The sequence below is a fragment of the Hydrogenoanaerobacterium saccharovorans genome (genome assembly GCF_016901815.1).
Lineage (GTDB): Bacteria > Bacillota > Clostridia > Oscillospirales > Ruminococcaceae > Avimicrobium > Avimicrobium caecorum.
The window spans coordinates 18,806-31,599 of the sequence record NZ_JACSNR010000012.1 but is presented as its reverse complement, the minus strand read 5'-3'; the positions used below and the strand labels follow the sequence as shown (position 1 = coordinate 31,599).

The window sequence follows — 12,794 nt, the reverse complement described above, 5'->3', positions numbered from 1 at the left end:
CTGGGTGATAGTCGCTCCCCGTGCGGGAGCGTGGATTGAAATATCATGAGGAACTACATAATGCATCCCATATCCCCGTCGCTCCCCGTGCGGGAGCGTGGATTGAAATCCCGACTGTTAGAGATTCAGGCCGAGGAAACATCACGTCGCTCCCCGTGCGGGAGCGTGGATTGAAATAACACCCGACAATGACGCAAAGCGCTCTGAGCTTGTCGCTCCCCGTGCGGGAGCGTGGATTGAAACCCGGGTCATATCCTCGGGAACAATGCTCACGACGTCGCTCCCCGTGCGGGAGCGTGGATTGAAACGTGAAATCCCTATGCTTAGATACAGACCAGAAAGGTCGCTCCCCGTGCGGAAGCGTGGATTGAAACCCTCATGCATTTCCCTCCCTGCGGTCTGGATGCCCGTCGCTCCCGTGCGGGAGCGTGGATTGAAACGAGTCCACCATGGCAATGGTTGCCGTATCGTCGGTCGCTCCCCGTGCAGAAGCGTGGATTGAAATTTCAAATGCTCTTGTGGTTGTTCCTCGACCAATAGTCGCTCCCCGTGCAGGAGCGTGGATTGAGATAAAGCAGGAAAGCCGGTGTAAATCCAGGAAAATGAGTCTCCGCATCACTGAATCATCAATCAGAGCATAGCAATGTATTTCCTTGCCTGCTCAATCAGCTCTTGCTGCTGTCGGCACTCTGCCTCCAACTGCTCCACCAGTTCCATGAGCACCTCCTTTTTACGACGGTCTGATGCTCCCATCAGCTCCAATATTCCTTTTCGGGTGAGCCCCAGCTTTTGATAAAAGCGAATCTGTCGGATCATTTGCTGTTCTGTTTCACCGTACAGCAGATGTCCATATTTGTTTTTCCCAGCCGAAGCTACCAATCCCAGCTTTTCATATCCCTGAAGTGTCCGTCGGGATATCCCTGTTTCAGCACAGATCTCACGCAATGTCTTTTGTTTCAATTTCATTCCCGCCATACCGTAAAACTGCACACTGTGTGCAGTCAAGAACTTTTCACGCAGAAATCTCATTTCGCAAAAGAATCTGAAAAATCTGCGAAGCAGGAAGGAAAAACCTGTAAAAATATCTTGTAAATAGACGGAAAAACTGGTATTTTGAAACTAAAGCAATTTGTCAACGCATTTGAGTTGGAGGGAATAATAATGGAAACTATTCATTCAGCACAGACAAGCGAAGTCGCGCTGGAGGCAATCATCAGCAATGTGATCCAGATTCCCGGAGTGAAGGTGGACCGTAAAAAATTCCTGGCTGACACCTTTGCCAAAGAAAAAGTCGACATGCAGAAGCTTCTGGATCTGGGGCCGGTTGAGGCAGGCTGCTCCCGGGAACTGCTTTCCCGGATCGCCAATAAGCTGATTCTCACTCGGACCAGTTCTTCCTCCGCCGCCTCATTTGCCATGGGACTGCCCGGCGGTCTCTTGATGGGGGCGACAATTCCCGCAGACACAATGCAGTTTTTTGGAATGTCGCTGCGTCTGGCTCAGGAACTGGCCTATCTATACGGAGCGCCGGATCTCTGGAAAAATGGTGAAATCGATGATGAATCCATTCGTGGACAGCTGATCCTGTACTGTGGGGTGATGTTTGGCGTATCCGGAGCCGCTGCCGGTGTCCGGATGCTTTCCTCTCAGATTGCTAAAACCACTCTGAAAAAACTTCCTCAGCAAGCACTGACCAAAACGCTCTGGTACCCGTTGGTGAAAAAGATCGGGACATTGATTGGGGTAAAAGTGACCAAAAACACAGTTGCCAAAGGAGTGTCAAAAGCTATCCCCATCGTTGGCGGCGTTGTATCCGGCGGACTGAATTTTGCTTCCATGCTCCCGATGGCCAGACGCCTGGCTGAGGCTCTGGACAAAGCCTGCTTTGACTACACCGAAGCGGAAATTCTGGAGGACTACCAGGAAATGCAGGCGATTGGCAGCACCGGCTCTGCGATTGAACCGGAGGCGAAAGTCTCCCTGAAAAACCGGGCTTCCAGCGGAATCAGGCATCTGGGAGATGGAATCGGAGGAATTCTCAACAAGGCAAAAAAATCCCGTACAGGCACGGAATCGAGCGAAGATGAATCAGATATTTTTGCAAAAATTGAAAAACTAGCCAAGCTGCGGGACATGGGTGCGCTCTCCCAGGAGGAATTTGACGCGAAAAAAGCAGAGCTGCTTGCAAAAATATGATTTTTTCTCAATGCTGATTCGCTCTTTATCCTCTCAAGAAAACGAATATTAAACCGGAGAAACGCCTATGAAACGAATTATTATACTTGGTCTGATCTGCCTGTTCCTGCTTTCCGGCTGTTCTGCTGAAACAGTTGATACACTCAGCCCCATTTTACAGTTCACCAATGTAGAAGAAGACGGAGATTATCAAAAATACATCGATATGCTTTCAAATGGAAAACTGAACGCAGAAGGCTTCTATCCCATTGAAAACTCAGGCTACCAGGAAGCTCCTGACGGGAAAGTTCAGGTTACTTTTGGGAAAAACCGATCCCTGAACATCTCCTATTCCACAGATGAAAAAGGGGAAAATCCCATTGCTGTCTCCTCCTGCTGGCTCAGCCCAGGCGAAAGCATCTATGCAGCGCTCAGGGATACTCCCAATTCCAATGCGCTCTATTCTCTCAGTGAATTCCGGATCCAGGAATACGATGCTGACGGGAAACTGCTTCAGGAGGAAACCCGTTCTGCAGAGAACGACAGCGAACCCATTCTCACAATTCCGGAAACCTGCCCGGAAGGCGGCTACTCCATTCTGCCTATCGGTCAATATGTGTCGGGGTCGATCCGTACAGAAGTTTACTATACCGACAGCGAGGGCAACATCTGCCCTCTCAGCAATACCGGTACCTGGAAACTGAACGGAACCCCTCTCACCTCCCAAGAAGTGGAGGTATCCTCTGTTTCCAAGCCAGCGCTGACCTACACTATCGACAGCGAAAACTACTTCTTTGTCTCCTCGGATCCTAAAATGCCTGATCCGACAGCCATCACAGACACTGTATCCTTCCTGCCGGCTGAGTTTACCGGTGATTCTCTTCAGTTCTCAGTGGAGCTCCACTCATATATTCCTCTGGAACTCACCTTCGATGAACCTGCTGTCATTACCGTCAACTCCGGCAGCGAACAGACTGTCGAGAAAAATAAACCATGGAGCCAGAAACTCCGGTATGGGGATCAGGTGACTATCGTAACAACCGGCCACTGCAAAACCGTCAACTGTGATCCACACTACTTTACAGCGGATAAATCCCCGACTGACGGTGCCATACAGTATCAGTTAACCGTAAGCGCCCAGGGAAACGACAACATAGAGGAGATATTCGGAAGCGGCACCGAACTGATCTCTGTGCGGAATGTCACTCTGGATCCTTCGATGGATCACGCTTCCTGCACCTTTGAACTGGACGGAAAACCGGTCAGCGGCCGCATGGAACTGAACTCTGACCAGGAACTGACCCTGACCTGCAAAATCACAGAGGACGGCTGGCGCTTTGCGGAGAAATCAGAAGGCATCGGCGGGTTCTTCCACGACCTGATCAAGAAAAAGGAACGGACCATTTCCATCAGCATTTCCGATCTTGGAAATGACTCTGCGGTTCGTGCTTCAGATTATTTCAATCTTGTCGAGGAGGAGTGATTTCATGCGTCGAACTTCACACCATGTCAAAACTTTCACCGGAACTCACCTCCTGACACTGATTGTCATGTGCCTTGTCATCGGATCCGGTTTTCTGGCAGGCCGCGCAACCGGAAAATGGGCTGGTACACTGGTTGGAAAAGGAATCGGTTCCTTGGAAGGGATTGAACAATTCAAACAAGCAATGAGGGACGGGAAAGAGGCTGGGTTGAACTCCGGTGATATTACTGTCACGCTCAAGCAGGCATTTGCTGAGGCAGGTGATCTTCAGGTGCTTACAGTGGATGCGTCCTGTGACAATTTCCAAAGCCTGGGTGATGCAGACCGAAAGACAACGCGGCTGCTGGTGGTCTATCCAACCAAAACCGTTTTCACCGTCGACCTCAACCAAGCCCAAATCATCGCTGATTCCCAGAAAAAGACGATTTCTATTGTTCTCCCGGAACCTCAGGCTGAACTGAATGTGGATTATGGAAAAGCTGAAATCCTGGCAAAGAAGCAGTTCTTCAGTCCATTGGTCGGCACAGAAGATGAGATGCTGTCCCAGATCATCTCGCAGAACGAAATGACGAAAAGTGCCGAAACAGCCCTGGGAAAAGAGCTTATGGAAAGTGCCAGAGATGCTGCAAGATCCCAGGTCTATGCCCTTTGTCAGAACCTGAGTGACGGGACATACAGAATTGAAGAATCCAATATCACATTCCGAACGGAGGGAGCATAATGCCGACTGCTGAAAAAACCAATCTGGAGTTGGGAAACCCGAACCAGGGGAACCCTGAACCTGGTAAAGACAAAAAGCACATTTTTCTGAATTCTCTCAAACCGTCGATACTGCGCCCTCTTATTTTCTTTCTTATATCGCTGCTGGCAGCCTCTTTTCTCTTCATTGCAGGGGTCAATGAAACCTTTTTCGCAACAAAAGAAGCAGTGAAAGAAGATACGAAAAACCATTTCTATGATGTTGCGTTTGAACTTTCCGAATCCGCTCATCACCTCAGCAATGATATAACAATCCAGATCCAGGGAATTACGGAAATACGCAACCTGGAAGTCCTGAATGTGTTCCTGACTGATTATCAGATTTGGCCGGAACAGGATTCCGGCGGAGGAATCCTGGATGTAGTTACCGATCCCCTGATGGGAGACGCTGAAGCCTGGATCCGGTTCAATGGAATCGGAACCTTTGCAGTAGATCTGCAGAATACAGAATTTATTCTGGATGAACAGCGCCAGACAGTTCTGATCCGTGTTCCCTCACCGGTCATGGACCCGGTTCTCATCCAGCAGGATGACGATGATGTCCTGTACACCAGTGATGCAGGACTCTTCAACAATTCTTCTGACACCGGGAACCAGCTGATTCTCTCCATGACTCAGAAAGCGCAGCAGAACATGACTGCAAAAGCCCGAAGCAATCCTGAATACTACGCTCAGGCAAAAACCTCAGCTGAGAAAACAATTACCCAGCTTATTAAAAACCTCAACCCCGATCTTCCGGATCTTACAGTTGAGGTGGAGTTTACTGACTGAAAATAGCCCGTCTGAGACGGGCTATTTTGACATTTGAAAGGATTTTTATAGGGGCAGAGTGATCAGAAAGTTAGCGAAAGTTAGCGTTTGTGTATCCATGCCTGAAGCTGGTCCAAAACTGGAAAAGCGCCTGTGAACGCCACCTTTAACCCCTGCGAAAGTGGCTTCAAACCCGCATTCCTGCTGACCTTGATGTCAGATCTGATGCCCGCATGGACTCCATGATGCCATATCTGACCCCCGCCAATTTCGAAAGTGAGGGTCTCACAAACCGCATCAAACCGCCATTTCCGGTCCGCAATGCGGGTCGGTGTGGGCTGCGGTGATGTCACCGCTTTATCCTGCTTCATTTTCGACCCCATGTGTCACCCCTATTTTCTGGGGTAAACCGTCCTTTGGGTCAAGCCGTAGAACTTGTCAAATTCGGCTGATTTGTGAATGGGATTTTGGTCTCACTTGCCTGGCTGACCCACACCGGCTCGAAAAAATCCTGCCTTCTCAAACGCCCCGCAAAAATGGCCCAACAGGGGCTGGTATGTGAGCAAGGGAGTGTTTCCTTACTCCGGCGGCGAAAGCCCCACACAGGCCCATACAGGCGGGACTGCGGGGACTATCCAGCTTTGCTGCCTACTGGTCTTCGGGATTTCTTCTTTTTCTGGGCCCATCCCCAAAGTCCTTTTCTTTGTTTATGCGGCGCAGTTTTTGCATAAGGCGATCATCCCTTCAGTCCCCTAATAATGTTCCATAGAACATTATTAGGGGACATGAAAACCTTCTGTTTTTCTTCTCGCCTCCGCAATAGAATGCGCTTCCCTCAAGCTGCCCCAAAATTGGCCCAAACCGGCGTTGCTATGAGTTTGGGTATTGTTTCCCTACCTCGACCGGGAAAGCCTCACACAGGCTCACACAGTCGGTCACGCAGGGCGTTCCTGCTTAACTTTCGTACCTGACGCCTTCTCCCTCTGTACATCCAGGGATATTTTCTCCAACTGCTGCTGGTAGAATTGCTCCACTGCTTCCTGGATCGGACGGATGGTGAAGAGCAGATTTCCGTTTTGCTTTTTACCGAACTTTGTGGTGATGCTGGTTGGCTCTGTGGTGATGAGTCCTCGGTCTTCCAGCATCCGCACATATTTTCTTACTGTGTTGGGACTCATTCCGGTGGCCTTCCCGATGGTTTTGAAACTGGGCCAGCACTGATAAGTACTTCTGTCCTCACAGAAAAGCAGATAGGAATACACTGCCAATTCTCCCGGCGACAGACCGAGCAGGAACACTTCATTTGGTACTGGAAAATAGTTTTTGATTGGGTCTCTCTTTGGCCACTTCTGATACTTCACTGAATCCCTCCCTCTGTATGCCGCTGCACCCAGGCGATGAACTGTTCCTTCGGGACAACCATCCGGTTGCCAATCTTCAGGGTGGGAAAATCCGCTTCATGCATCAGCTCGTAAGCTGTGGACGGAGCGACACCCAACACCTTTGCCACTGTTTCAGCATTCAGGAATAGTGGCAGTTCCTCATAGCTTTTGTAGACTGACTCTTTCACACAACATTTCTCCTCTCTGAATGTAAAAGAAAAAAGACATACACACCTTTCCTGAGCAACACAACAACAGCACCTCACTCGGTGCTTACAGTGTTATTCAGTTTGGTATGTATGTCTGTTCGACTTAAAAATGCTGGCAAGGTACCAGCTACGTTTAAGAACAAATGTTCTTTTCATTTATATTGTAACATGATGAGTTTGGATTTGTCAAGAGAGCACCAAATACTCTGAAAATTATCTTGCTTGAAAAGAAAGAGATCAATTCTGCCGGTCCCCTCTCTTTTGGTGTAGACATTTGCAGCAATTGCTCTATTGGATTAGTTATCTGAATAATCTTCGAACAGGTCTGTATCAATCACCTTGATTGCAAAGGTCTTTTTCGTGCTGACTCCAAAATCATGTTCGATCATATAGTAAGCTAGTCTTTCTCCTTCCATCAAAATTACATGTTTAAGTAAATTACAAGTTTAATTTGATCATCACAAATTCTCAAATTCTTGCGAATTTTAGCTAAGTTATAGCTGTGTTTAGTTGACTAAATCGCCAATTAACTGTACAATAATTCCATACGGATATAGCAGTGGATCGAGAAAGAGTGAGTTATGAAAATTAGTTATAAAAAGCTATGGATACGTTTGATTGAAAAAGAAGTATCGCCTGCAACGCTCCGAAAAGACTTAAATATTGCTACAGGAACCATGACTAAATTGCGAAGAAATGAGGAAGTAGCGCTCTCTGTGTTACTACGTATTTGCGAATACTTGGACTGTAATATCGGGGATATATGCGATGCTGTACGCACTGAAAGAAACGAATCCTTTGACGAATAAATTGGGGAGGATCAGAAAAATGCCTATTTTTTCGATAAATAAAGTATCAAAAGGGATTTCTGAAAACAAAAAAATAATGTTTTGCCCTTATTGCGGAACAAAACTGGATGATGATGCACGATTTTGCAAAAATTGTGGAGAAGCCGTATCTAATACCGTTCACGAAAATCATAAGACTGATAAGGCTCAGCAACAGATATTTGAGAATAACCCGACTGGACGAAAGATAGTTTATGAAGGATATATGCACAAGTGTCCGAATTGTGGTGAAACCTTGAAAGCATTTACTACAGTATGCCCTTCTTGCGGATATGAAATTCGAGACGTAAAATCATCAAATTCTATCCAGGAATTAGCATTGAAATTAGAAAGCATTGCTGCACAAAAAATGCCTTCGTTTGAAGAAAAAAAGTCGCTGATGAAAATGATTTTCGGAACAGACTTCAAAGAGGAAAATGAAGCAGAAGAAGCTCTAAAGCGATTCGAAGCCCAGAAACAACGTGAAATGGCATCTTTAATAGTCAATTTCTCTGTACCCAACACCAAAGAAGACATCTTAGAGTTTATGCTATTAGCTGCCTCAAACATAAATGTCCATCATGGAGTTGACGATGATGTGTCAAAAGCGTGGATTGCAAAGTTAGACCAGGTTTACCAGAAAGCCAAACTTTCGATGAGCAGTCACCCTGACTTTTCAGAGATTGAGTCCATCTACAATCAAAAAAAGCAAGAACTGAAAATGCGTAAAATAAAAGTTTTTTTGATTATTGCTGGCTGTGCTATCGGATGTTTCTTTTTGCTGGGACTCCTTCAGAATCCCGATGCTACAATAGAAATTTCTTTAGGTGTAATGATATTAGTCTTTATCTGCGCACTTTCTTTTAAAAAGAAAAAATAATCACGAGGAGGAAAAAGGATGCTTTTATTTGACAGAAGTAAAAAAACTGGTGGTTTTATGGATGAAATCCGTTGTGATGAACCCTCATATCTCATTTGGAAATGGCGTCCTACTGGTGCTCAGCTTGGTAAAGGAAACAGAGAAAATGCTATTCGCTGGGGCTCTTCCCTGCGTGTAAAGGATGGTGAAGTAGCAGTTTTTGTCTATTCCCGATGTAATGAAACCGTTCAGGAGTATATTGAAGGCCCCTGTGATATGATCCTTAACACGAAAAATCTCCCTATCCTTGCAAGTCTTGTGGGTCTCGCATATGAGGGTGGAACACCTTTCCAAGCAGAGGTCTATTTTATCAATCTCGCCCGGATTATTCAAGTAAAGTTCGGAGTTCCGTTCTTTGATATATACGATCCACGCTTTACAGATTTTGGTGTGCCTGTTGCGGTTAGAGGCACAGTCAGCTTTAGCATTGAAGATTACAGAGCATTTATCAAACTGCATCGTTTGAACAATTTTCAGCTTGAGGACTTTCAACAGCAAATTCGAGATGCAGTAAGCCGCTATGTAAAGGATACGGTAGCTAATGCCCCGGCTACCCATAATATTCCGGTGATTCAGATTGAAACTAAAACAGCCCAGATTAACGATATGGTGGAGTATGATCTTGCTGAACGTCTGAAGGAAAATTTCGGTATTTTGGTTTCTGGTATAGACATTGGAGCTATTGAGATCGACAAAAACAGCGAAGGATACCACCAGCTCATGGCTGTCACAAAGAATATTGCTACAGTCAGGATCGAAGCTGAAACACAGGATTATATGGAGCGCCTGCGTATTCATCGGGAAGAAGAACAATATGCCGCACATAAGCAGACACAAACGGTCAATATCGGTGCTTTTCAAGTGGAGAAACAAGCTGATGTTGGCATCGCTGGTGCACAAGCTCTTGGCCAGATGGGGGCAAACGGTACTGGTAATGTAAATTGGGGCGGTAGTGCAGATGGTTTTAATATGGCCGCTATGATGGCCAGTATGACCATTGGTAGCGCGGTTGGTCGGAATATTGCCGACGCAATGAATCCTATGACGGGCAGCATGGGACAATCCACGCCAGCAGGAGTGACACCTCCTCCAATTCTGCCAGTGGCTTATTATGTTGCAGTCAACAGTAAGGCTATAGGGCCATTTGAACTTTCCGTTCTTGCACAGATGGCATCAAGTGGACAATTGACTGCTGATAGTCTGGTCTGGAAAAATGGTATGTCTCAGTGGGAAAAAGCGAAGGCAGTTGATGAGCTGAAAGGATTATTTAGTGTGATGCCTCCGATTCCCGAGGAATGAAAGGGAGAATAGAAATGATTAAATGTCCAAAATGCGGTGCTTCGCTATCCGATGATTCAAAGTTTTGCTCGTACTGTGGAAACAAAATTGACGCAACCACACCTCCGCCTGTCAAGGAAGATTTCATTTCTTTTGAAGCTTGCCAAGATAAAACATCTTGTCCAAATAATGAGAATACAAGTGTTCCAAAATCCTTTACAGATAGAATCAAGGATTTTGCTTCTGATAAATGGCACAAGCTGAGTACTTACGGAAAAATCATAGTAGTTGCAATGAGCACGTTCATTTTGCTCTGTCTTATGGCGCTGCTGTTCGGAAAAACTGCTGCCGCTATTATTGCAGTACTGCAAATCATTTTGACTGTGGCTGCAGTACTTATGAAGAAACAGATAGTCAGAGTGCCTTATAGATGGCTCCATATCGCTGCTATTGCTCTTGCCATAATTCTTTTGGCGCCGTATATAAATCTGCTTAATAGTCATTCTGACAATAACGATAAGGTTGAGCAATTTAGGTGGTCTGATATTTTGCTTGCAGATATTGTTCCTGAGACCAAATCTCATTTAGGAGATATTTGGATAAATTCTGATGACCGTTTGCTTTTGTATGTATATGAAACCAGCGCAAATGACTACCGTGACTATGTTTCTGCATGCAAGAAAAAAGGATTTACAGTTGAAGCAACTCAGTTAAATAATTCTTATCATGGATATAACGCAGATGGGTATAAGCTTTCTCTATATTACGATGAATATGATAATAAAATGAATATCAGCGTAGAAGAACCAGAAAAGTATGAAGCGTTTATATGGCCTGACAATACGATGTCACGTATGCTTCCTATTCCCAAATCAACAACAGGAGAAATCACTCAGGATAATGAAAAGAGTTTTTCGGTCTATGTAAGCGATACTTCGATTGAAGACTTTAATGCCTACGTTACAACATGTACTGATATGGGTTTTGTTATAGACAGCGTTCAATCCGATGAATCATATTCAGCCCAGAATAATGACGGTTATCAGCTCTCTGTGTCATATCAGGGAAATAACATAATGTCTATTTCTCTTAAAGAGCCAGAATACAACGTTTCATTGGAGATTGAATGTGCAGAAAATCTGCTGTTTAACAAATACGATGTAAAAGTATATGTCGATAATTCTCTGCAGGGTACTATTTCTCATGGAGCTACCGAAACCTATAATCTGAAACTGGCCAGAGGAGTTTATGAGATTAAATTTGTGAGTGCAGAGGATGATGAGGTTGCAGATACAATTTCCATTGATATTTATCAGGATGAGTCTCTGAAATACAAGGTTTACTGCAACAGTTCCCAGATCGATGTGGATATCATTCAAGGTACTGTTCCAGAGCATGGCGAAGATGAAGCTGCTATGCCCCAGTCTGCGTCTTCGTATAAATATCAAAACTATTCAGAGGTGCAAACAGAGCTTTCTGAGGCTGGATTTACTAATATCTCTTTTGACGTCGTATATGATATTGTGTTCGGGTGGACAAAAGAAGGAGAAGTGGACAGCATATCTGTGAACGGAAACACCGAGTTCAAACAGGGGGATATATTCAAAAAAGATGCATCCATTGTGATTACATACCACATGAAGGAAGAGGATGACCCGAATAAGCCCATCGAAAGCGAAACATCAACTTTCATAACAGAACCCTCTATGGAACCAGCAGAAAATCTTACTGCAGAAAATTGTCCTGATCTTGCTGCACTCTTGTTATTGCGTGATCCGGGCGACCCCTCTGTAGCAACATTTGCGAGCAAGTATCATGGTCAAGTTATTGAATTTGACGGATGTATAACGGATATGCAGCGCCATGAGAATTATAGTACACGCTGGAATGTTTTACTCGGTTCCGGTGATTATAGCGTAAACAGCGCCTTAGGACCAAACTTCCGTCTGACAAATGTTACTTTCGGAGATATGAATGTTTCAGGGGGAGACAGTGTATATGCTGGTTTAAATGTCCACATTGTCGCAGAAGTTGGTGACTACAACTCTAATTCCCAATTGTTTGAATTGGATATCATAAGCATGGATATCCGTAATTAAGGGCTTTACACAATCCCGCTGATTTTACTTTCTCATCAGAAGGAAGTATGCGGGATTGTTTTTTATTTTCCAATAGTACCCTATGCTCTATGGTATTCTTCCCTATTGACTTCACGCAACACTAGCAAGTGTTTGTTCCATGCTGTCGATAAAGTACATTAAGTTTCTCTTTCCCCTGTTTTATTTTCATCAATGATTCGCCCTGCAAAACAAATGCAAAGCACCTGAATCCTCTTAAATGAGTGTTTTCAGGTGCTTTGTGTTTATTGGGGGATCAGATTAATTTTCGGAACTTATATTCAAGGCTGGAAATCACAAGTTTTCTCGCATTCTCTGTCTACAATACGCAGCATTGAATAATCTCTTGTTTCCTGGCCGAATACACTGTATTCAGCACAGCTGCTCTCCAGTTCCCAACCTTCAAAAGGAAGGAAAATATCCGGGGATTTCGTTCCGTCCTCATAGATCAGATTCATACGCTCAATGCCGGAATTATTGGCGATCCATTCCTCGACGTTTACATATTTCTCTGCCTCCAGTTCTTCTTTGAACATTTCATTGATCTGCTGCATAAATTCCTGAATCTCTTCACAATGGAATTCGTGCGGGGCCATCAGCTCTTCATCTTCATAGATGCAGTCCTTGATCTTATGATTGAATGTGACCATAAACCCATCACAGCGGATCAACTCACGAACGTCAACCTCATCCTCCCCGAAATGAATCTCGTGGTTTTCGTGCAGATGATAAAAGCTCATACCATTGATACACTCAACCGGGATTTCGATTTTCACGGGGCTGTCAATCGAATCGGTTCCGGAAAAAAGAATTTTTCTGCACTTTTCAAATTTCAGATACTCTTTCCAGTTCATCATTGTAAACTCTCCTTATTCTGTGTCGTTACTATAATCTC

The 12,794-nt window shown here is 45.0% G+C and carries 12 protein-coding genes and 1 CRISPR repeat array; of the genes, 8 read left to right on the top strand and 4 right to left on the bottom strand.

Translation table 11 applies throughout. The annotated features are described in order from the left end of the window. Nucleotides 1–10: 10 nt before the first annotated feature. A CRISPR array of direct repeats spans nt 11–373; the repeat unit is 31 nt; unit sequence GTCGCTCCCCGTGCGGGAGCGTGGATTGAAA. A 257-nt stretch (nt 374–630) separates the two neighbouring features. After that, entirely contained in the window at nt 631–1,029 is a 399-nt protein-coding gene (locus H9X81_RS11115; RefSeq protein WP_204722061.1) for a MerR family transcriptional regulator, read from the bottom strand. A gap of 84 nt (nt 1,030–1,113) precedes the next feature. Between H9X81_RS11115 and H9X81_RS11110 the strand changes: the two genes are divergently transcribed. The 4 genes from H9X81_RS11110 to H9X81_RS11095 all read left to right on the top strand — a co-directional run bounded on the left by H9X81_RS11110 (nt 1,114) and on the right by H9X81_RS11095 (nt 5,188). Further along, nucleotides 1,114–2,196 carry an SHOCT domain-containing protein gene (locus tag H9X81_RS11110; protein ID WP_204722059.1) on the top strand — a complete coding sequence of 361 codons (1,083 nt, stop codon included), beginning with the start codon at nt 1,114–1,116 and terminating at the stop codon, nt 2,194–2,196. 67 nt (nt 2,197–2,263) lie between these two features. Beyond that, nucleotides 2,264–3,658 (top strand): hypothetical protein, encoded by a 1,395-nt coding sequence (locus tag H9X81_RS11105; protein ID WP_204722057.1) that lies wholly within the window; start codon nt 2,264–2,266, stop codon nt 3,656–3,658. Between the two features lie 4 nt (nt 3,659–3,662). Further along, entirely contained in the window at nt 3,663–4,379 is a 717-nt protein-coding gene (locus H9X81_RS11100) for a DUF4230 domain-containing protein (protein WP_204722055.1), read from the top strand. Beyond that, nucleotides 4,379–5,188: a DUF4230 domain-containing protein gene (locus tag H9X81_RS11095; RefSeq protein WP_204722053.1), complete on the top strand. Its 810-nt coding sequence runs from the start codon at nt 4,379–4,381 to the stop codon at nt 5,186–5,188. The genes H9X81_RS11100 and H9X81_RS11095 overlap by 1 nt, the downstream gene beginning before the upstream one ends. 914 nt (nt 5,189–6,102) lie before the next feature. On the opposite strand, the gene H9X81_RS11090 is transcribed toward H9X81_RS11095, so the two are convergent. Further along, a complete protein-coding gene (locus H9X81_RS11090; RefSeq protein ID WP_204722051.1) occupies nt 6,103–6,528 on the bottom strand; it encodes a helix-turn-helix domain-containing protein in 426 nt (141 codons plus the stop codon). Next, a complete protein-coding gene (locus tag H9X81_RS11085) occupies nt 6,525–6,737 on the bottom strand; it encodes a helix-turn-helix domain-containing protein (RefSeq protein WP_204722049.1) in 213 nt (70 codons plus the stop codon). The genes H9X81_RS11090 and H9X81_RS11085 overlap by 4 nt, the downstream gene beginning before the upstream one ends. 602 nt (nt 6,738–7,339) lie before the next feature. Here H9X81_RS11085 and H9X81_RS11080 point away from each other — a divergent pair. The 4 genes from H9X81_RS11080 to H9X81_RS11065 are packed head-to-tail and all read left to right on the top strand — an operon-like array spanning nt 7,340 to nt 11,881. Then, a complete protein-coding gene (locus H9X81_RS11080; RefSeq protein WP_204722047.1) occupies nt 7,340–7,567 on the top strand; it encodes a helix-turn-helix domain-containing protein in 228 nt (75 codons plus the stop codon). Between the two features lie 19 nt (nt 7,568–7,586). Further along, entirely contained in the window at nt 7,587–8,465 is an 879-nt protein-coding gene (locus tag H9X81_RS11075; protein ID WP_204722044.1) for a zinc-ribbon domain-containing protein, read from the top strand. Nucleotides 8,466–8,483: 18 nt separating this feature from the next. Further along, nucleotides 8,484–9,803 (top strand): SPFH domain-containing protein, encoded by a 1,320-nt coding sequence (locus H9X81_RS11070; protein WP_204722042.1) that lies wholly within the window; start codon nt 8,484–8,486, stop codon nt 9,801–9,803. A gap of 14 nt (nt 9,804–9,817) precedes the next feature. Beyond that, a complete protein-coding gene (locus H9X81_RS11065) occupies nt 9,818–11,881 on the top strand; it encodes a DUF4839 domain-containing protein (protein WP_204722040.1) in 2,064 nt (687 codons plus the stop codon). A gap of 299 nt (nt 11,882–12,180) precedes the next feature. On the opposite strand, the gene H9X81_RS11060 is transcribed toward H9X81_RS11065, so the two are convergent. Next, a complete protein-coding gene (locus H9X81_RS11060) occupies nt 12,181–12,756 on the bottom strand; it encodes a hypothetical protein (protein WP_204722038.1) in 576 nt (191 codons plus the stop codon). Nucleotides 12,757–12,794 lie beyond the last annotated feature (38 nt).

What these genes read in the sequence shown, in the direction of transcription:
- H9X81_RS11115 (WP_204722061.1), bottom strand. Translation starts at nt 1,029, where the DNA reads ATGAGATTTCTGCGTGAAAAGTTCTTGACTGCACACAGTGTGCAGTTT.
- H9X81_RS11105 (WP_204722057.1), top strand. Translation starts at nt 2,264, where the DNA reads ATGAAACGAATTATTATACTTGGTCTGATCTGCCTGTTCCTGCTTTCC.
- H9X81_RS11100 (WP_204722055.1), top strand. Translation starts at nt 3,663, where the DNA reads ATGCGTCGAACTTCACACCATGTCAAAACTTTCACCGGAACTCACCTC.
- H9X81_RS11095 (WP_204722053.1), top strand. Translation starts at nt 4,379, where the DNA reads ATGCCGACTGCTGAAAAAACCAATCTGGAGTTGGGAAACCCGAACCAG.
- H9X81_RS11080 (WP_204722047.1), top strand. Translation starts at nt 7,340, where the DNA reads ATGAAAATTAGTTATAAAAAGCTATGGATACGTTTGATTGAAAAAGAA.
- H9X81_RS11075 (WP_204722044.1), top strand. Translation starts at nt 7,587, where the DNA reads ATGCCTATTTTTTCGATAAATAAAGTATCAAAAGGGATTTCTGAAAAC.
- H9X81_RS11070 (WP_204722042.1), top strand. Translation starts at nt 8,484, where the DNA reads ATGCTTTTATTTGACAGAAGTAAAAAAACTGGTGGTTTTATGGATGAA.
- H9X81_RS11065 (WP_204722040.1), top strand. Translation starts at nt 9,818, where the DNA reads ATGATTAAATGTCCAAAATGCGGTGCTTCGCTATCCGATGATTCAAAG.
- H9X81_RS11060 (WP_204722038.1), bottom strand. Translation starts at nt 12,756, where the DNA reads ATGATGAACTGGAAAGAGTATCTGAAATTTGAAAAGTGCAGAAAAATT.